Raw genomic sequence first — 18,233 nt, 5'->3', positions numbered from 1 at the left:
TATACGGCCGGGTGCCCGCGGTCAGTGCCGGACGGCCGCGGCGGTGCCGACGCCGGTGAGGGACTTGACCTCCAGCTCGGCGTACTTGCCCGCGTCCGGCTCCTCCTTGGAGAGGATCGAGCCGAGCCAGCCGAGGAGGAAGCCCAGCGGGATGGAGACCAGGCCGGGGTTCTCCAGCGGGAACCAGTGGAAGTCGACGCCCTTGAACATGGAGCTCGGCCCGCCGGAGACGACCGGCGAGAAGAGGACGAGGACGACGGAGGAGACCAGGCCGCCGTAGATCGACCAGAGCGCGCCCTGGGTGGTGAACCGCTTCCAGAAGAGCGAGTAGAGGATCGTCGGCAGGTTGGCGGAGGCGGCGACCGCGAAGGCGAGGGCGACCAGGCCGGCGACGTTGAGGTCGCGGGCGAGGGCGCCGAGTCCGATGGAGACGACGCCGATGAAGACGGTGGACCAGCGGGCGGCCCGCATCTCCTGCTTCTCGGTGGCCTGGCCGCGCTTGATCACGTTGGCGTAGATGTCGTGCGCGAAGGACGAGGAGGAGGCGAGGGTCAGGCCGGCGACGACGGCGAGGATGGTGGCGAAGGCGACGGCGGAGATGACCGCGAGGAGGATCGCGCCCGCGGTGGAGTCGGCACCGCCGCCGACTTCCAGGGCGGTGAGCGGGGCCGCCGTGTTGCCCGCCTTGTTGGAGGAGGTGATGGTCTCCGGGCTGAGCAGGGCGGCGGCGCCGAAGCCGAGGACGATCGTCATCAGGTAGAAGGCGCCGATGATGCCGATGGCCCAGTTGACCGACTTCCGGGCGGCCTTGGCGGTCGGCACCGTGTAGAAGCGGATCAGGATGTGCGGCAGTCCCGCGGTGCCGAGGACGAGGGCGATGCCGAGCGAGAGGAAGTCGAGCTTCGAGACCTCGGTGAGGCCGTACTTGAGGCCGGGCTCCAGGAACGCGTCGCCCTTGCCGCTGTTGGTGGCGGCGGCGCCGAGCAGGTCGGAGAGGTTGAAGTCGAACTTCAGCAGGATGAGGAAGGTGATGAGGAGGGTGCCGGCGATGAGCAGCACCGCCTTCACCATCTGGACCCAGGTGGTGCCCTTCATGCCGCCGATGGTCACGTAGACGATCATCAGGACGCCGACCAGGGCGACGATCGCGATCTTGCCGCCGTCGCTGGTGATGCCGAGGAGGAGCGAGACGAGGACGCCGGCGCCGGCCATCTGGGCGAGCAGGTAGAAGATCGAGACGACGATGGTGGAGGTGCCGGCGGCGGTGCGGACGGGGCGCTGGCGCATCCGGTAGGCGAGGACGTCGCCCATGGTGAAGCGGCCGGAGTTGCGCAGGGGTTCGGCGACCAGGAGCAGGGCGACGAGCCAGGCGACGAGGAAGCCGATGGAGTAGAGGAAGCCGTCGTAGCCGTACAGGGCGATGGCGCCGCTGATGCCGAGGAAGGACGCGGCGGACATGTAGTCGCCGGAGATCGCCAGGCCGTTCTGGAAGCCGGTGAACTGGCCTCCGCCGGCGTAGAAGTCGGCGGCGCTGCGGGTCTGCCGGCCGGCCCAGACGGTGATGGCCAGGGTGGCGATGACGAAGGCGCCGAAGAGGGCGATGATCAGCGGCCGGTGCTGGGTGGTGGCGTTGTCGGCGGCGAGCAGGACGGGGGCGCCGGCGGTGACGAGGCTGCTGCTCATGCGTCGCCCTCCATACGGGCCTTGATGGCCTCGCCCTTGGGGTCGAGGCGGAGGGCGGCGTGGCGGGAGTAGAGCCAGGCGATGAGGAAGGTGGTCGCGAACTGGCCGAGGCCCAGGACGAGCGCCACGTTGATGTTGCCGAGGACGCGGGTTCCCATGAAACCGCCCGCGTAGTTGGAGAGCAGGACGTAGAGCAGGTACCAGGTGATGAAGGCGATCGTCAGGGGGAAGGCGAAGGAGCGGTAGGTGCGGCGGAGCTCGCCGAACTCCTCGCTCCGCTGGACCTCGACGAACTGCTCCGTGGTGGGCCGGGCGGGACCGGGGTCGGTCTCGGCGCCCTTTCTCGGCGGCGGCGGTGCTTCGGTAGCCACGGAATCTCCTCGTGACGCGGGGACGGACGGCATGGTCAAGGGGGCCTCACCTGGGGGTGCGGGAACCGGGGCTCCTGCTGGAGCCCCTCCCCTGCTCAACGGCACGGAGCCGGATGCGAAGTGGTTCAGCCGAGTGGATTTCCCCGTGCGAATCTTCATGAAGTCTTCTCAACTCATTGATGAGCGGGGAAGATCAGCGATAGCTTCACTCGTCATGCACCTGCCCGCGCGCAACCCCGCGCGCGCGCAGTACATACGGATGATGTGGAGAACCCATGGCTCATCTGGGATCGAGGCGCGGCCGAGTACTCGCTCTGCCTGCTGGTCTCGCGCTCACCGCTTCGCTCGGCTTCCTTCCCTCCGGCGCCGCCTCCGCCGCGGAAGCGAGCGATGCCCCGGCGGTCGCCACCGTCGCGGCGACGGGCGAGAAGCTCTCGTACGTCGTCAACACCGACGGGAGCCGCTGGACGGCTTCCTCGGTGAAGAAGGCGATAGCCGCCGCCGGCGGCGAGGTCGTCATCGCGTACGACCAGATAGGCGTCATCGTCGTCCACTCGACGAACCCGACGTTCGCTCAGACGATCCGCAAGGCCCGCGGTGTCGTGTCGGCGGGTGCGACCCGTACGGCTCCGCTCTCGGTGCAGAACGACAACTCCGTCGGCGAGGCCTCGCAGGCGCTGTCGCCCGCCGAGGCCAAGGCCGCCGCGGCCCGCGCCACGGACGAGCAGGACGCGCTGGAGCCCCTCCAGTGGGACCTCCCGGCCATCAAGGCCGACAAGGCCCACCAGAAGACGCTCGGCAGCAAGCGCGTGACCGTCGCCGTCATCGACACCGGCGTGGACGACACCCACCCGGACCTGGCGCCGAACTTCGACACCAGGGCGTCCGCCAACTGCGTCACCGGCAAGGCGGACACCACCCCCGGTTCGTGGCGCCCCAACCCGGGCGAGTCGGACCACGGCACGCACGTCGCCGGCACGATCGCCGCCGCCAAGAACGGCATCGGCATCACCGGTGTCGCGCCGGGCGTCAAGGTCTCGGGCATCAAGGTGTCGACCCCGGACGGCTTCTTCTACACCGAGGCCGTGGTCTGCGGCTTCATGTGGGCGGCCGAGAAGGGCGTCGAGATCACGAACAACAGCTACTACACCGACCCGTGGATGTTCGCCTGCAAGACGGACGCGGACCAGAAGGCCCTCGTCGAGGCGGTCACCCGGGCGTCGCGGTACGCGGAGAAGAAGGGCACGGTCAACGTGGCCGCGGCCGGCAACTCCAAGTTCGACCTCGCCGCCGACGAGATCGTGGACAACTCCAGCCCGAACGACACCACGCCGGGCGACCGGGTCATCGACCCGAAGGAGTGCTTCGACTTCCCGGCCCAGCTGCCGGGCGTCGTGACGGTCTCCGCGACCGGTGCCAAGGACCTGAAGGCGTCCTACTCGAACTACGGTCTCGGCGTCATCGACATCGCCGCCCCCGGCGGTGACCGCACCGAGTACCAGACCCCGGACGCCCCGGCGGTCAACGGCCGCATCCTGTCGACCACGGTCGACGGCGGCTACAACTACAAGGCCGGTACGTCGATGGCGTCGCCGCACGCCGCCGGTGTGCTCGCGCTGCTGAAGTCGACGCACCCGTGGGCGGGCCCGACCGCCCTGAAGGCGATGCTGTACGCGCAGGCCGACGACCGCGCCTGCACCAACCCGTACGACATCGAGGGCGACGGCAAGATCGACGCCGTCTGCGAGGGTGGCAAGGCCAAGAACGGCTTCTACGGAGCCGGTCTGGTGGACGCGCTGGACGCCGTCCGCAAGTGGTGACGCCCTAACGTCCGCGGGGCCCCGGTGTGGTCTGCCACACCGGGGCCCTTCGCGTGTCCGGAAGGTGGCACCGGGTGCCATAGTGCGGGCATGGACAGCACGGTTCGGAGTGGTACGGAAGCGCTGTGGGCGGTCCTGGGCGGCGATCCCGCCCTGGTGGACCGGGTGGAGTACGGCGGGGTGTCGGGGCTGCTCCCGGCCCGGCTGCCGGTGATGGACCTGGCGCGGGCGACGGTCGCGGTCTGCGGACTCGCCGCCGTGGAGCACGCGCGCGTGGCGGGGCCGGTGCGGGTGGACGACGGTGCCGTGGCCACCGCCTTCACGAGCGAGCGCCATCTGCGGGTGGACGGGCGGGCGCCGGTGAGCTTCGCGCCGCTGTCGCGGTTCTGGCGGGCGGCCGACGGCTGGGTCCGTACCCACGCCAACTACCCGCACCACAAGGCCGCGCTGCTCGCGGCGCTGGGCGCCGATGACTCGGTGGAGGCGGTCGCGGAGGCGATCGGCGCGCGGACCGCCGTCGAGGTCGAGACGGCGGTGTACGGCTCCGGCGGCCTCGCCGTGGCGCTGCGCACCCCGGACGCGTGGGCCGGCCACGAGCAGGGCCGTGAGGTGGCGGCGCGCCCGCTGCTGCGCCGGGAGGTACGGGACGGGGCCGCGCCCCGCCGGCGGGCGGACGGGCCGCTGCGGGTGCTCGACCTGACCCGGGTGATCGCGGGTCCCGTGGCGACCCGCACGCTGGCGCTGCTCGGCGCGGACGTGCTGCGGATCGATCCACCGGGCCGGCCCGAACTGCCGGACCAGCACGCGGACACGGACGTCGGGAAGCGGACGGCGGCCCTCGACCTGGACCGGCCCTCGGACCGGCGGACCTTCGAGGGGCTGCTCGACGAGGCGGACGTCCTGGTGACGGGGTACCGGCCGGGGGCGCTGGAGCGGTACGGCCTGGAGCGGCCGGGTCTGGTGACGGCCCGGTTGTCGGCGTGGGGGGACTACGGCCCGTGGGGCGGCCGGCGGGGCTTCGACAGCCTGGTGCAGGTGGCGACCGGCATCGCGGTCACGGAGGGGTCGGCGCGGGAGCCGGGGGCACTGCCGGCGCAGGCGCTGGACCACGGGACGGGGTATCTGCTGGCGGCGGCGGTGCTGCGGTCGCTGACCGAGCAGCGGCGGGACGGCGGCAGCCGCCTCGTGCGGCTCGCCCTGGCGCAGACCGGGCACTGGCTGACGCACGGGCTGCCCCGGTACGAGCCCGGGCGGCACCTGGTGGAGACGGAGGGGCCGCTGGGGCGACTGCGGCACGCGGTGTCGCCGGTGGCGTACGAGGGCGGCCCGGCGGGCTGGTCGCGCCCGCCGGGCGTCGCGGGGGCGGACGCGCCCGTGTGGGCCCCTCCGGCGGCGGATCGGGGCCGGAGCCGGCCGTGAACCGCCGGACCGGGGCCAGGGCGTGTCGTCGAACTCCCGTCGTCGCCCGAAGGGAGTGTGACGACAGGCCCTACGGCTTGACGAGGACCTTGAGGGCGGTGCGCTCGTCCATGGCGCGGTAGCCGGCGGGGACGCCGTCGAGGTCCACGGTCAGGTCGAAGACCGGGGACGGGTCGATGGTGCCGTCCAGGACGTCCGCGAGCAGCTCGGGGAGGTAGGCGCGGACGGGGGCGACACCGCCGCGCAGGGCGATGTTCCGGTCGAACATGACGGAGAGGTCGAGGCCGGTGCCGGAGCCGTGCGGGACGCCGACGTAGCCGATGGAGCCGCCGTCGCGGGTGATGTTCACGGCGGTGCGCATGGACTGCTCGGTGCCGACGGCCTCGATGACGCCGTGGGCGCCCTGGCCGCCGGTGAGTTCGCGGACGGCGGCCTCGGCGGCCTCGCCGCGCTCGGCGACGACGTCGGTGGCGCCGAAGGAGCGGGCGATGTCGGTACGGGCGGTGTGCCGGCCCAGAGCGATGATCCGCTCGGCGCCGAGGCGCTTGGCGGCGAGGACGCCGCAGAGGCCGACGGCGCCGTCGCCGACGACGGCGACGGTCGAGCCGGGGCGGACGCCGGCGCCGAGGGCGGCGTGGTGGCCGGTGCCCATGACGTCGGAGAGGGCGAGCAGGGCGGTGAGGAGACGGTCGTCGGAGGCCGCGTCGGCGGGGAGCTTGACGAGGGTGCCGTCGCCGAAGGGGACGCGGACGGCCTCTCCCTGGCCGCCGTCGGAGCCCACGGAGCCCCAGAAGCCGCCGCGGGGGCAGGAGGTCTGAAGGCCCTCGGCGCAGTACTCGCAGGTGCCGTCGGACCAGACGAAGGGGGCGACGACGAGGTCGCCGGCCTTGAAGCCGCGGACCTCGGAGCCGGTCTCCTCGACGATGCCGAGGAACTCGTGGCCGATGCGCTGGCCGGGCCGCCGGGCGGACTCGCCGCGGTAGGCCCACAGGTCGCTGCCGCAGATGCAGGCGCGCAGGACCCGGACGACGACGTCCGCGGGGTCCTGGACGACGGGGTCGGGCACCTCCTCCACGCGCATGTCGAAGGGGGCGTGGATGGTGGTGGCGCGCATGGTTCCTCGTCCGGGTCAGCTTGTTGTACGACGTTCACCGTACATCGCTTTCAGGCCACCCGCGGTCAGCAGGTACTGAGCGGCGATGTAGGTCAGCATGACCCAGAAGTCGGGGGCCGGCAGCTGGGGCCACTCCGCGATGCCGGTGGCGATGAGGGTGTCGGAGAGCAGGAACAGGGCCCCGCCGGTGCCGGCGAGGACGCCGAGCGAGCTCGCCCTGTAGGCCATCGCGGTGAGCAGCAGGGAGTATCCGGCCACGGGGATCCGCAGGTCGGCGGGGAGTCCGGGCCAGAGGGCGACGACCGTGCCGGCGAGGGCGGCCGCGTAGAGCGCTCCGAGCGCCGGGGAGGTGCGGCGGCGGCCGAACAGGGTCAGGTAGCAGACGTGGCCGAGGGCGAAGGAGCCCATGCCGGCGAGGAAGGCCCAGTCGGCGTCGAGGAGCAGGAGGACGTCGCCGCCCCAGCCGAGGAGCAGCGCCAGGACGAGGAGCTTCGGGGCGCCCCGGGTGGCGGCGTACGCGGCGAGCAGCGGCATCAGGAGCGGCTTGGCGACCAGATGGCCGGTCTCGGCGCCGGCGAGGAGGGAGCCGAGGTCGACGGCGGCGGCGAGCAGGAAGGCGCCGAGCAGGACGCGGGAGAGGGCGGGCACGGGGGTGGGGGTGGAGGTGGGGGCGAGGAGGGCTGTGCGGGGGGCGGCAGTGGCGGGGGCTGCGTCGGGGGCGTTCACGCGGCGGGCTCCGGGGCGGTCTGGTCGTGGTGCGGGGCGGTGCGGGGCTCCGGCTGCCAGCCGGGCCCGCGCAGGACGCGGCCGGCGCGCTCGCGCCAGTCGCGGGCGGCGCGGACGTCGCGGGCGATGGAGGCGTACTCGTGGGTGGCGACGCGCAGCGGGTTGTACGTCTCGATGTTCTTGGTGAGGCCGTAGACGGGCCGCTCGTTCTCGCCGGCCCAGGAGCCGAAGAGGCGGTCCCACACGATGAGGATCCCGCCGAAGTTGCGGTCCAGGTAGCCGCCCTGGGAGGCGTGGTGGACGCGGTGGTGGGAGGGGGTGTTGAGCACGTACTCGAAGGGCCGGGGCAGCCGGTCGACGCGCTCGGTGTGGATCCAGAACTGGTAGACGAGGCTGACCGAGGAGCAGAAGGCGACGGCGGCGGGGTGCACGCCGAGGGCGATCATCGGCAGATAGAACGGCCAGGAGGTGAAGCCGGTCCAGGGCTGGCGCAGGGCGGTGGAGAGGTTGAACCTGCGGCTGCTGTGGTGCACGACGTGGCTGGCCCACAGGACGCGGATGACGTGGTGCCCGCGGTGCGACCAGTAGTAGAAGAAGTCCTGGGCGAGCAGCATCAGCGGGATCGTCCACCACAGGACGGGCACCCGGAGCGGGGTGAGCTCGTGGACGGCCGCGTAGATCGCGACGATCGGGATCTTCCACAGGGCGTCGAAGGCGAGGCTGCCGAGCCCCATGCCGATGCTGGTGGCGGCGTCCTTCGCCTCGTACCCGGCCTCCTCCTCGTCGGGACGGAACCGGTAGCTGACGATCTCCACGGCGGTGAGCAGCACGAACGCCGGTATGGACCAGAGCACGACATCGGGCAGGTGCGGCATGCGTCGACGGTAGGGCCCGTCCCCGAGGACGGCTAGACGCCATTACCCACAAGTATGCGAGACGACTTGTCAGCAGGCTTTGGCGGCTTCCGACAAGCGGGCCGCCCGTCACACCCCCGCGACGCCCAGGAGGGAGCCGGCCGCGTAGGTGACGGCCATCGCGAGGGCGCCGCCGACGACCGTGCGGAGGGTGGCCCTCGGGGCGGGGGCGGCGGCCAGCCGGGCGGCCCACCAGCCGGTGAGGGTGAGGGCGGCGAGGACCGAGCCGACGGTGATCCAGAGCCGGACGGAGGGCGGTGGGAGGACGATCGCGAGCAGCGGGAGCAGGGCTCCGGCGGTGAAGGCGAGGAAGCTGGCCCAGGCCGCGTGCCACGGCTCGGTGAGGTCGTCGGGGTCGATGCCCAGCTCCACGCGCGCGTGCGCCTTGAGGGCGTCGCGTTCGGTGAGCTGCACGGCGGCCTCGCGGGCCACGTCGGGGCTGAGGCCGCGGGCCGTGAGGAGTGCGGTGAGCTCGTCGAGCTCGGCGGCGGGGCTCTCGCGGAGCTCGCGCTTCTCGGTGGCGAGGGCGGCGTCCTCGGAGTCGCGCTGGACGGAGACCGAGACGTACTCCCCCGCGGCCATGGAGAGGGAGCCGGCCAGCAGGCCGGACAGTCCGGCGGTGAGGAGGGCGGCCTGCGACTCGGTGGCGCCGGCGACGCCCACGACGAGGCCCGCGGTGGAGACGATCCCGTCGTTGGCCCCGAGCACCGCGGCCCGGAGCCAGTTGAGACGGGAACCGAGGGCGCCGCCGTGGGCCTCGTCGTGAGCGGGGGGTGCGGTCACTCCAGGAGGGTCGCACCCGTCACGTCACCAGACGCGGACCGACCCGCCCGGGGCGAAGGCCGGGCTGGTGGCGCCCTCCGGGACCTTCTCCAGGGGGGTCGCGATCTCCTCGACGGTCGGGCCGTGGACGGCCGCGAGCCGGTCGAGGAGGGCGAGGTCGAAGCCGTAGACGCGGGCCGCGTTGCCGCCGACCATCGCCGCGACCTCCTCGCGCGGCAGGCCGGCGTAGGCGATCCGGAGCCCTTCGCGGGAGTACGGGGTGGTGCCCTCGTCGTGCGGGTAGTCGCTGCCCCACATGATCTTGTCGAGGCCGATCCGGTCGCGCAGCGGCACCTCGTGCGGGCGCATGAAGCTGGCGCCGACGAAGCAGTTCTCCCGCCAGACCTCGCCGGGGCTGCGGCCCATCGAGTCCGCGAGGCCCGCGCCGAACTTCGACTCGGCGGTGACCGCCCGGCTCGCCGCCGCGACGAGGCGCCCGTGGTAGTAGTCCAGCATCTCCACGACGCCGGGGATCCAGCCTGAGCCCTGTTCGGTGAGGACCAGCCTGAGCTCCGGGTGACGGCGGAAGGCGCCGCCGAACACCAGGTGCCACAGCGCGCGGTGGGAGAACCAGGTGGTCTCCACCATGAAGACGGCGCGGGCGGCCGGCTCGTCGCCGAGCGGCGGGGAGGCCGAGCCGCCGTGGTGGTTGACCGGGACGCCCAGCTCCTCGCAGACCGCCCAGATCGGGTCGTACGTCTCCGAGTACAGCTCCGGCAGTCCGCTGCCCGGCGGGGTCCCGGGGAGCAGGATGCCGCCGGTGAGGCCGGCCGCGTGGGTGCGGCGGATCTCGCGGACGGCCGCCTCGACGTCGTTGAGGAGGATCTGGGCGACGCCCGCCCGGCGGCCGGGGGCCTCGGCGCAGAAGTCGGCGAGCCAGCGGTTGTGGGCGCGCAGCCCCGCCCAGCGCCGCTCGAACTCCTCCTGGGTGGGGGCGGGGGCCATGAGGGACGCGGAGGGGAAGAAGGGAGGGATGGTGTTGGGGAAGACGACCTCGGCGACGATCCCGTCGGCCTCCAGCTCGCTCAGCCGCCGGCCGGAGTTCCAGTTGCGGTCGGCGGTGTCGGCGAGCAGGTCCTCGTACGGGTTGACGTACGTGGCGGCCCAGGCGTCGAAGTCGTCGTGGTGGCGCTTCTCCAGGTACGGCCGGTAGTCGAGGAGGTCGGCGCCGGCGTGGCAGTCGGCGGAGATCACGGTGTACCGGCCGGTCACCGGACCACCCTCCGGGTCGGTCGCCGGGCCACCCTCCGGGTCGCTTTCCCGGTTGGTCACCGGACCACCCTCCCGGCCGGCCCCCGGGCCACTCCTGCCGCCGGTCACCGGGTCACCCCCGCGGCCGGTCCGGACACCGGCCCCGCGGCCCGGCCCGGATCCGGGCCGGCGGCCGGGCCCATGACGGGGAAGTCCCCGCCGGTGAGCCAGTGGCGGCCGGTCTCGCGGGAGCGGGCCCAGGACGCCTCGACGGCGGTCTGGTCGGCGGGCTGGCCGAGGTCGGCGGGGGTGGGGCCGATCCGTCTGGCTATCGGATCGAGGGTGCGGACATCGAATCCGAAGACCTCGGCGGCGGCCAGGCCCAGCATCCGCCGGGTCTCCCCCACCGGGATGTCGTGGAAGGTGTTCCGCAGCCAGGACCGGGTGTTCGGCCAGGTCCCCTCCGGATGCGGGAAGTCCGAGCCCCACAGGATGTTGTCCACGCCGATCTCGTACCGCTGCGCCAGCTCGCGCCGCTTGGTGTTGGTGGCGCAGACGAAGACCTGCCGGTCCAGGTACTCGCTCGGCGGGCGCCGCAGCTCCGCGAAGGGCGAGAGCTTCTTGCCGCCGTGCGCGCCGAGGTAGAGCCGGTCCATGAACCAGAGCAGGTTCGGCAGCCACCAGCAGCCGGACTCGGCCACGCCGAACCGCAGCCCCGGGTGCCGCTCGAAGACCCCGGACCAGAGCAGGAACCACAGGGGCCGGGCCGGCCACCAGGTGACCTCGGAGACGTAGATGCCGAGGTGGTCGCCGTACTCCTCGCGGGGCGCGGCTCCGGAATGGGTGACCACCGGCATGCCGGTCTCGGCGGCGGCCGCCCACACCGGGTCGTAACGCCGGTCGTGGTAGGGCGCCTTGTCGACCCACATGGACGGGATCATGAGGGCGCCGAGCCCGGACTCCTTGGCCCGGTGGATCTCGGCGACGACCTCGCGCGGGTCCGCGGTGACCGGCAGCAGGGCGACGCCGCAGTGCCGGGCGGGGGCGTGGGCGACGAACTCGGCGAGCCAGCGGTTGTGCGCCTTGGCGCCCGCCATGCCCAGCTCGGGGTCCTGGTCGCCGGAGAGGCCGAGGCCGACGCCGAAGGGGGCGGCGGTCTGGCTGTCGACGGCGTCCGCGTCCGGGAAGACGACCTCGGCGGCGACGCCGTCCCCGTCCAGCTCCTTGATCCGCTGCGCGTGGTCCCAGCCGCCGCGCAGCCCCTCCTCGTGGTCGCTGAACCACTTGTTCGCGAAGTCCTCGTTGCGGACCCCGAGGCGGGTCATGGCCTCGCGGCGGGCCTGCCGGCCGGCGAGGAAGTCGTCGAAGGCCCGGTGGAAGCGGGACTCCAGGTAGGGCCGGTACTCCTCGGTGGGGAGCCCGGCGTGGCAGTCGGAGGAGACGATCAGATACGGGTCCTCATGGCTCATGGTGCGCACAGCCCCCTCAGGCCGGTCAGTCGAGGATGAAGTTCTCCAGGTAGGACGGGTTCGCGCGGTCGAGCATCGACCGGGAGCGTGCCGTGATCTGCCGGTCGCTGTGCTCGCTCGCCGGCAGCATCCAGAACCGGTCGGCCCTGATGCCCTCGACGACGTGCTCGGCGACCTCCTCGACCGGGGTGAAGGCGATCTCGTGACCGGCCTCCTTCATGGCGGTCTCCCACTGGTCGAGGGTGCGGTACGGGGTCCGGCGCGGGCGCTCCTTGGCGTACCGCTCGGGCCGGTTGCGGTGCGACTCCCACAGGCCGGTGCGGAGCATGTGGGGCCCGGGGAAGAGCACGGAGGCGCCCACGCGCGCGTGCTCGGCCCTCAGGTGGGCGTAGAGGGATTCCGTCATGGTGACGACGGCCGCCTTGGTGACGGCGTAGACGGAGGCGGTGGGCAGCGGGGCGATGCCGCCGTCGCCGGAGGAGGTGTTGACGACGTGGCCCGGCTCGCCGCCCGCGAGCATGCGGGGCACGAACGCCTGGATGCCGTGGAAGACGCCCCAGACGTTGACCGAGAAGGCCCACCTCCAGTCGTTGGGCTCGTGCTCCCACATGCGGCCCTCGGCGCCGGAGCCGACGCCGGCGTTGTTGCAGAGCACGTGGACGGCGCCGAAGGCGTCGTAGGCGGCGTCGGCGAAGGCCCGTACCTGCTCCGGGTCGGAGACGTCGACGGTCCGGGCGAGGACCCGCGCCCCCTCCGCCGTCAGCTCGTCGGCGGCCTCGTCGAGCGGGCCCCGCTCGACGTCGCCGAGGACGACGGCGAGTCCCTCGGCGGCGAAGCGGCGGGCCATCGCCCGGCCGATGCCGCTCGCGGCGCCGGTGACGACGGCGACCTGCCCCTGCGCGAGCTCCATCAGACGCTCCCTTCCGGCGGGCCGTCGAGGATCTGCGCGGGGTCGTCGTACCGCTGGTGGACGTAGGGCAGCAGGGCCTCGGCGGAGACCCGCTCGGCGACCCGGCCGCGCTGGTCGGAGGTCTTCTCGCCGAGGGTGATGCCGACGAGCCGGCGGACCGGGAGGTCGGCGACGGGGTCGTACATGGACTCGCGCAGGACGACGTCCCCGGTGACCTGCTCCAGCTTCCGCACCTTCTCGTGGCGGACGCAGTGGACGAGGACCGGGTCGGCGTCGAAGCCGGCCCCCTCCACGCCGGGCAGGAACTTGAAGTAGAAGTCGGTCCGCTCGACGGGCTCGGGCAGCGGCAGCGGGCCGGACACGGCGCCGCGCACCTCGACGAAGGCGATGCCGTGCCGGGCGAGCCGGGCGCCCACCACGAGGCCGTCGCGCTCGACGACGACCTCGCCCAGCTTCTTCGGCTCGCCGAAGACCTCGCGGCCCCCGATCAGGGCCCGCTCGTGGGTCATCGGCATGACCAGCGGGTACCAGCCCTCGGTGGCGCCGTGGGCGGCGGCCACCGAGACCGAGCCGGCGCCGAGCGGATAGCCGGGCAGGTCGACCTTGCTGACGGTGACCCGGACGAGCGGGCGTCCGGTGGGCTTCAGCGGCGGCGGCAGGACGGCCGCGACCGCGTCGGGGTCGGTCTCCCAGAGGGCGACCACGCCGGTGGACCAGATGTCGGGGAGCTTCGCCGCGGCGGCGCGGGCTGCGGCGCTCTCCGCCTCGGTGCGCGCCCCGTACCGTACTCGTGCCATGTCGTCGTACCACCCTTCCGGACGGATACGGTCCCGGCCCCACGGGCCCGGGACCGACGGCCTGTAACACTGTTACACCGCCGCCGATGAAGGGTAAAGACGCGTGCGCACAGTGAATTGACGACTCGTCAGGGGGTTGCGGATGGCACGCCCGGCGCTCAGCCGCGAGGAGGTCCTAGACGCGGCGGCGGCCCTGGTGCGGGTCCACGGCCCCGACGCGCTCACCATGCGCGGCCTGGCCGCCGCCCTCGGCACCGCGGTCACCTCCATCTACTGGCACGTGGGCAACCGCGAGTCCCTGCTCGACGCGCTGGCCGCCCGCACGGTGGCGGACCTGGGGGCGATCGGGCCGCTCGGGAAGGACCCCGCGGAGCGGATCTGCTCGGTGGCGCACGCCCTGCGCCGGGCGCTGCGCGACCGCCCGCACCTGGTGGCGATGGTGCACGAGCGGGGCCTGACGGAGCGGATGTTCCTGCCGGCCCATCGGGCCCTGGCGCGGGAGGCGCACGCGGCGGGGCTGCGCGGGGAGCGGGCGGCGGAGCTGGTCCGGGCGGTCGCCTTCCAGGTCGTCGGGTACGTGCTGGTGGAGCGCAACCGCGAGCGGGCCCCGGTCCAGTCGCCCGCGGAGGAGGAGCTGTGGGACGCCGGGGCGGCCGACGCCGACCCGGCGCTCGCCCGGGCGCTGGCCGCCCCGGTGGAGCCGGAGCGGCTCTTCGCGGCCTCGGTGCGCGCGCTGGTGGAGGGGCTGCTCGCCGGGGCCCCGACACTCGCCGAGGGGGACATCACGGACAAGCCGGACAGCGAGAAGGGGAGTGTCCGTCGCGGGCCGTATTCTCAGTGACCATGCTCGACGACCGTACGACAGCAGCGACGTGGCCGGCCGCCTACCCGCAGGGGTACGCGGTCGTCGACGTGGAGACCACCGGTCTCGCCCGCGACGACCGGATCGTGTCCGCCGCCGTCTACCGCCTCGACGCGCAGGGCGCCGTGGAGGACCACTGGTACACGCTGGTGAACCCGGAGCGGGACCCGGGGCCAGTCTGGATCCACGGCCTCACCAGCGACGTCCTCGAAGGGGCGCCGCTCTTCCCGCAGATCGCCGAGGAGTTCTCGGCCCGCCTCGACGGGCGCGTCCTCGTCGCGCACAACGCCATGTTCGACTGGCAGATGATCGCCCGGGAGTACGCGCGCGCGGAGCGCACCGCGCCCGTGAGGCAGCGGCTGTGCACCATCGCGCTCTCCAAGGAGCTGGCGCTGCCGCTGCCCAACCACAAGCTGGAGTCGCTGGCCGCCCACTTCGGGGTGGTGCAGCAGCGCGCGCACAACGCGCTCGACGACGCGCGCGTGCTCGCCGAGGCGTTCCGCCCGAGCCTGCACGCGGCGGCGGAGCGGGGCGTACGGCTGCCGCTCCTGGAGTGCCGCCCGCTCACCGAGTGGGCGTCCTCGCCGGCCCGCCCGATGATCGGCCACCAGTCCTCCTACCGGGCGGGCAGCTGGCGCCCCTCCCGGAAGCGCCCGGCCTGCCCCTACCCCAACCCCGGCCGCTACGAGAGCGACAAGCCGCTCAAGCAGGGCATGCGGGTCGCCTTCTCCGGCGACACCTCCGTCGACCGGGAGCTCCTGGAGGACCGCACGGTCGAGGCCGGGCTGCACGTCGCCGGCTCGATCTCCCGGCTCACCAGCCTGCTGGTCACCAACGACCCGGACGCCGGCACCTCCAAGACCGTCAAGGCGAAGGCCTTCGGCACGCCGATCGTGGACGAGGCCGCCTACGCCCATCTGCTGCGGGACGTGGCCCCGGCAGACGGGTGACACCCCGCCCCCTGCGGGCGTGGTGCGCGGCGCGCCCGCGCCCGGGGCTCCACCCTGTGGCGCATGGCACGTTGTGAGGTCTGCGGAAACGATTACGGCATGTCCTTCGAGATCCATGCCCAGGGTGCGATCCATGTCTTCGACTGCTTCGCCTGCGCCATCCACCGGATGGCACCCATCTGCGAGCACTGCCGGGTCCAGATCATCGGACAGGGCGTCGAGGTCGAGGGGAACTGGTACTGCGGCGCCCACTGCGCCCGGGCCGAGGGGAAGGCGGGCATCGTCGACCGGGTGTGACCACCGCCCGGTCCCGTGAGCAGAAACGATCCTGGTCGGGTGGCGCCGGTCACCCGACCCCCCGGTGCGGACGTCCCCGCACCGGACTGTACGGTCGTTCCGTGTACCGCTTCCTGTTGTCCCGGCAGTGGGTGATCCTCACCCTCGTCGCCCTCGTCCTCATCCCCGCGATGATCGAGCTGGGCTTCTGGCAGTTCCACCGGCACGAACGCCGGGTCGCCCAGAACGCCCTGATCGAGGACAACCTGAAGGCCGCGCCGGTCGCGGTCGAGGAGCTCACCTCGCCCGGCCATGTCGTCCCCCGGGCCGACTACTGGCGCCGGGTCACCGCCACCGGCACCTTCGACACCGCGCACGAGGTCGTCGTCCGCCGCCGCACCTCCGCCGACGAGCGGGTCGGCGCGCACGTCCTCACCCCGCTGGTCCTGAAGGACGGCGCGGTCGTCCTGGTCAACCGGGGCTGGGTGCCGGCCGCGGCCAACCAGCGCGACTACCCCGAGGTCCCGCCCGCCCCGAAGGGCGAGGTCACCGTCACCGGCCGGCTGAAGGCCGACGAGACCACCGGCGCCAGCGGCATCAAGGACCTCAAGGGCCTGCCGGACCGTCAGGTGATGCTCATCAGCAGCGCCCAGCAGGCCGAGCTCATCGGCCGCGAGGTGCTGGGCGGCTACGTCGAGCAGACCGAGCCCGAACCGGCCGGCGACTCCCCCGAGCAGATCCCCGAGCCCGACCACGACTCGATCGGCGCCCACATGGCGTACGCGGTCCAGTGGTGGCTCTTCGCCGCCGGTGTGCCGGTCGGCTGGATCGTCCTCGTCCGGCGCGAGAAGCGCGACCGTGAGACCGCCGCCGCGACCGCCGCCGAGGGCGGCGGAGGCGACGGCGGCGGAGGCGGCGAGCCGGAGGACGGCACCCCGGACGCCCCGCAAGAGGACGGCAGCGCGATTCAGGCCACCTCGCCCCGCTGATTGACCGGCGCCGCTTCCGGGAACGCCCAGAACGTGACCCGACGCATCGACGACTACGCCCTGATCGGCGATCTCCAGACCGCCGCCCTCGTCGGCCGCGACGGCTCGATCGACTGGCTCTGCCTGCCCCGCTTCGACTCCGCCGCCTGCTTCGCCGCCCTCCTCGGCGACGAGGACAACGGCCACTGGCGGATCGCCCCCAAGGGCGCGAGCACGTGCACCTCCCGCCGTTACGCCGAGGACTCCCTCGTCCTGGAGACCCTCTGGGAGACCCGCACCGGCACCGTCAGGGTCACCGACTTCATGCCCCAGCGGGACCGGGCCCCGGACGTCGTCCGGATCGTCGAAGGAGTCAGCGGCCGGGTCGAGATGAGCGCCGTGCTCCGCCTGCGCTTCGACTACGGCTCGATCGTGCCGTGGATAAGGCGCTCCGAGGGCCACCGGGTCGCCGTCGCCGGACCCGACGCCGTCTGGCTCCGCAGCGAGCCCGAGGTGAAGACCTGGGGCCAGCAGTTCGCCACCTGCTCCGCCTTCACCGTCGCCGCCGGCGAGCGCGTCGCGTTCGTCCTCACCTGGCACCCCTCGCACGAGCGCCGGCCGGCCCTGATCGACCCCTACGAAGCCCTGGAGCACTCGCTCGCCGACTGGCGGGAGTGGACCGCCCGCTGCCGCTACCGGGGCCCGTACCGCGCCGCCGTGATCCGCTCCCTGATCACCCTCAAGGCGCTCACCTACGCCCCCACCGGCGGGATCGTCGCCGCCCCCACCACCTCCCTCCCCGAGGAGCTCGGCGGCGTGCGGAACTGGGACTACCGGTCCTGCTGGCTGCGCGACTCCTCCCTCACCCTCGGCGCGCTGCTCGCCGCCGGATACAACGACGAGGCCGCCGCCTGGCGCGACTGGCTGCTCCGCTCGGTCGCGGGCGACCCCGCCGACCTCCAGATCATGTACGGGCCCGCGGGCGAGCGGCGGCTCCCCGAGACGACGCTGCCCTGGCTGCGCGGCTACGCGGACTCGGCCCCGGTGAGGACCGGGAACGCGGCCGTCGACCAGTTCCAGCTCGACGTGTACGGCGAGGTCATGGACTCCCTGTCCCTCGCCCGCGAGGCCGGGATCCCCGCCGAGCGGCACGCCTGGAACCTCCAGCTGAGCCTGCTCGGGTTCCTGGAGTCGCACTGGCGCGACCCCGACGAGGGGCTGTGGGAGGTGCGCGGCCCGCGCCGCCACTTCACCCACTCCAAGGTGATGGCCTGGGTGGCGGCGGACCGGGCGGTACGCACCCTGGAGGACGACCCCTCGCTGCCCGGCGAAGCGGACCGGTGGCGGGCGCTGCGGGACGAGATCCACGCGGAGGTGTGCGCGAAGGCGTACGACGCGGGGCGGAACACCTTCACCCAGTCGTACGGCTCCGCCGAGCTCGACGCGGCCACCCTGCTCATCCCCCGCGTCGGCTTCCTGCCTCCGGACGACCCCCGGGTGGTCGGCACGGTCGACGCGGTCCGGGCCGAGCTGACCCACCAGGGCTTCGTCCGCCGCTACACCCCCGACTCCGGCTCGGTGGACGGGCTGCCCGGCCAGGAGGGCACCTTCCTCGTCTGCTCCTTCTGGCTCGCCGACGCCCTGCGGATGACCGGCCGCGAGGAGGAGGCCAGGGAGCTCTTCGAACGGCTGACGCGGCTCACCAACGACGTGGGGCTCCTCGCGGAGGAGTACGACCCGGTGACGGGCCGGCAGCTCGGCAACTTCCCGCAGGCGTTCAGCCACATCGGACTGGTCGGTACGGCGCTCGCCCTGCCGTGGGACGAGACGGCAGGATAGCCCCATGTGTGGGATCCCGAATCCCGTGTCCAGTTCCGCGACGTGATGTCCACGGAATGTCCAAAGGGACACGGTAATGGGATCTGACCGACAAGGACAGCA

Annotated in this window: 17 protein-coding genes; 7 read left to right on the top strand and 10 right to left on the bottom strand. The window is 73.1% G+C overall.

The annotated features are described in order from the left end of the window. Positions 1-21: 21 nt before the first annotated feature. Positions 22-1,683 carry a cation acetate symporter gene (locus tag ACFYT9_RS38455; protein WP_389171602.1) on the bottom strand — a complete coding sequence of 554 codons (1,662 nt, stop codon included), beginning with the start codon at positions 1,681-1,683 and terminating at the stop codon, positions 22-24. Then, a complete protein-coding gene (locus ACFYT9_RS38450) occupies positions 1,680-2,054 on the bottom strand; it encodes a DUF485 domain-containing protein (protein WP_376605028.1) in 375 nt (124 codons plus the stop codon). Before ACFYT9_RS38450 ends, ACFYT9_RS38455 begins: the two co-directional genes overlap by 4 nt. A 275-nt stretch (positions 2,055-2,329) precedes the next feature. Between ACFYT9_RS38450 and ACFYT9_RS38445 the strand changes: the two genes are divergently transcribed. Then, positions 2,330-3,874 (top strand): S8 family serine peptidase, encoded by a 1,545-nt coding sequence (locus tag ACFYT9_RS38445; protein WP_387273255.1) that lies wholly within the window; start codon positions 2,330-2,332, stop codon positions 3,872-3,874. A 90-nt stretch (positions 3,875-3,964) separates the two neighbouring features. Continuing rightward, a complete protein-coding gene (locus ACFYT9_RS38440; protein WP_389171598.1) occupies positions 3,965-5,293 on the top strand; it encodes a CoA transferase in 1,329 nt (442 codons plus the stop codon). Positions 5,294-5,363: 70 nt separating this feature from the next. Here ACFYT9_RS38440 and ACFYT9_RS38435 read toward each other — a convergent pair whose 3' ends face one another. The 8 genes from ACFYT9_RS38435 to ACFYT9_RS38400 all read right to left on the bottom strand — a co-directional run bounded on the left by ACFYT9_RS38435 (position 5,364) and on the right by ACFYT9_RS38400 (position 13,236). Further along, the gene (locus ACFYT9_RS38435; protein WP_387273259.1) at positions 5,364-6,407 is read right to left on the bottom strand and encodes a zinc-dependent alcohol dehydrogenase family protein; all 1,044 of its coding nucleotides are present in this window, start codon (positions 6,405-6,407) and stop codon (positions 5,364-5,366) included. 15 nt (positions 6,408-6,422) lie between these two features. Next, entirely contained in the window at positions 6,423-7,055 is a 633-nt protein-coding gene (locus tag ACFYT9_RS38430; protein WP_389171640.1) for a lysoplasmalogenase, read from the bottom strand. A 74-nt stretch (positions 7,056-7,129) separates the two neighbouring features. Continuing rightward, the gene (locus ACFYT9_RS38425) at positions 7,130-8,008 is read right to left on the bottom strand and encodes a sterol desaturase family protein (protein WP_389171595.1); all 879 of its coding nucleotides are present in this window, start codon (positions 8,006-8,008) and stop codon (positions 7,130-7,132) included. Between the two features lie 108 nt (positions 8,009-8,116). Further along, a complete protein-coding gene (locus ACFYT9_RS38420) occupies positions 8,117-8,830 on the bottom strand; it encodes a VIT family protein (protein WP_376597317.1) in 714 nt (237 codons plus the stop codon). 24 nt (positions 8,831-8,854) lie between these two features. Then, the gene (locus ACFYT9_RS38415; protein WP_389171637.1) at positions 8,855-10,081 is read right to left on the bottom strand and encodes an amidohydrolase family protein; all 1,227 of its coding nucleotides are present in this window, start codon (positions 10,079-10,081) and stop codon (positions 8,855-8,857) included. Between the two features lie 104 nt (positions 10,082-10,185). Beyond that, positions 10,186-11,529 (bottom strand): amidohydrolase family protein, encoded by a 1,344-nt coding sequence (locus ACFYT9_RS38410; protein ID WP_389171592.1) that lies wholly within the window; start codon positions 11,527-11,529, stop codon positions 10,186-10,188. Between the two features lie 25 nt (positions 11,530-11,554). Then, a complete protein-coding gene (locus ACFYT9_RS38405) occupies positions 11,555-12,439 on the bottom strand; it encodes an SDR family NAD(P)-dependent oxidoreductase (protein WP_389171590.1) in 885 nt (294 codons plus the stop codon). Next, positions 12,439-13,236, bottom strand: a complete 798-nt coding sequence (locus ACFYT9_RS38400; RefSeq protein ID WP_376597321.1) for an acetoacetate decarboxylase family protein — start codon at positions 13,234-13,236, stop codon at positions 12,439-12,441. The genes ACFYT9_RS38405 and ACFYT9_RS38400 overlap by 1 nt, the downstream gene beginning before the upstream one ends. Before the next feature lie 142 nt (positions 13,237-13,378). Between ACFYT9_RS38400 and ACFYT9_RS38395 the strand changes: the two genes are divergently transcribed. The 5 genes from ACFYT9_RS38395 (at position 13,379) to ACFYT9_RS38375 (ending at position 18,131) form a co-directional block, all read left to right on the top strand. Beyond that, on the top strand, positions 13,379-14,077 hold the full coding sequence (locus tag ACFYT9_RS38395) for a TetR/AcrR family transcriptional regulator (protein ID WP_389171587.1): 699 nt from the start codon (positions 13,379-13,381) through the stop codon (positions 14,075-14,077). Beyond that, positions 14,074-15,048, top strand: a complete 975-nt coding sequence (locus tag ACFYT9_RS38390) for a DEDDh family exonuclease (RefSeq protein ID WP_376597323.1) — start codon at positions 14,074-14,076, stop codon at positions 15,046-15,048. The genes ACFYT9_RS38395 and ACFYT9_RS38390 overlap by 4 nt, the downstream gene beginning before the upstream one ends. 63 nt (positions 15,049-15,111) lie before the next feature. Beyond that, positions 15,112-15,345, top strand: coding sequence for a hypothetical protein (locus ACFYT9_RS38385; RefSeq protein ID WP_360315617.1), 234 nt, complete (start codon positions 15,112-15,114; stop codon positions 15,343-15,345). A 101-nt stretch (positions 15,346-15,446) separates the two neighbouring features. Beyond that, positions 15,447-16,313, top strand: a complete 867-nt coding sequence (locus ACFYT9_RS38380; RefSeq protein ID WP_389171584.1) for an SURF1 family protein — start codon at positions 15,447-15,449, stop codon at positions 16,311-16,313. Positions 16,314-16,346: 33 nt separating this feature from the next. After that, entirely contained in the window at positions 16,347-18,131 is a 1,785-nt protein-coding gene (locus tag ACFYT9_RS38375; RefSeq protein WP_387273277.1) for a glycoside hydrolase family 15 protein, read from the top strand. Positions 18,132-18,233 lie beyond the last annotated feature (102 nt).

Source organism: Streptomyces sp. NPDC004435, from assembly GCF_042873895.1.
In the GTDB taxonomy this organism is placed as follows: domain Bacteria; phylum Actinomycetota; class Actinomycetes; order Streptomycetales; family Streptomycetaceae; genus Streptomyces.
This window is presented reverse-complemented; position numbering and strand designations above follow the sequence as displayed.

What these genes read in the sequence shown, in the direction of transcription:
- ACFYT9_RS38455 (WP_389171602.1), bottom strand. Translation starts at nt 1,683, where the DNA reads ATGAGCAGCAGCCTCGTCACCGCCGGCGCCCCCGTCCTGCTCGCCGCC.
- ACFYT9_RS38445 (WP_387273255.1), top strand. Translation starts at nt 2,330, where the DNA reads ATGGCTCATCTGGGATCGAGGCGCGGCCGAGTACTCGCTCTGCCTGCT.
- ACFYT9_RS38440 (WP_389171598.1), top strand. Translation starts at nt 3,965, where the DNA reads ATGGACAGCACGGTTCGGAGTGGTACGGAAGCGCTGTGGGCGGTCCTG.
- ACFYT9_RS38435 (WP_387273259.1), bottom strand. Translation starts at nt 6,407, where the DNA reads ATGCGCGCCACCACCATCCACGCCCCCTTCGACATGCGCGTGGAGGAG.
- ACFYT9_RS38425 (WP_389171595.1), bottom strand. Translation starts at nt 8,008, where the DNA reads ATGCCGCACCTGCCCGATGTCGTGCTCTGGTCCATACCGGCGTTCGTG.
- ACFYT9_RS38410 (WP_389171592.1), bottom strand. Translation starts at nt 11,529, where the DNA reads ATGAGCCATGAGGACCCGTATCTGATCGTCTCCTCCGACTGCCACGCC.
- ACFYT9_RS38405 (WP_389171590.1), bottom strand. Translation starts at nt 12,439, where the DNA reads ATGGAGCTCGCGCAGGGGCAGGTCGCCGTCGTCACCGGCGCCGCGAGC.
- ACFYT9_RS38400 (WP_376597321.1), bottom strand. Translation starts at nt 13,236, where the DNA reads ATGGCACGAGTACGGTACGGGGCGCGCACCGAGGCGGAGAGCGCCGCA.
- ACFYT9_RS38395 (WP_389171587.1), top strand. Translation starts at nt 13,379, where the DNA reads ATGGCACGCCCGGCGCTCAGCCGCGAGGAGGTCCTAGACGCGGCGGCG.
- ACFYT9_RS38385 (WP_360315617.1), top strand. Translation starts at nt 15,112, where the DNA reads ATGGCACGTTGTGAGGTCTGCGGAAACGATTACGGCATGTCCTTCGAG.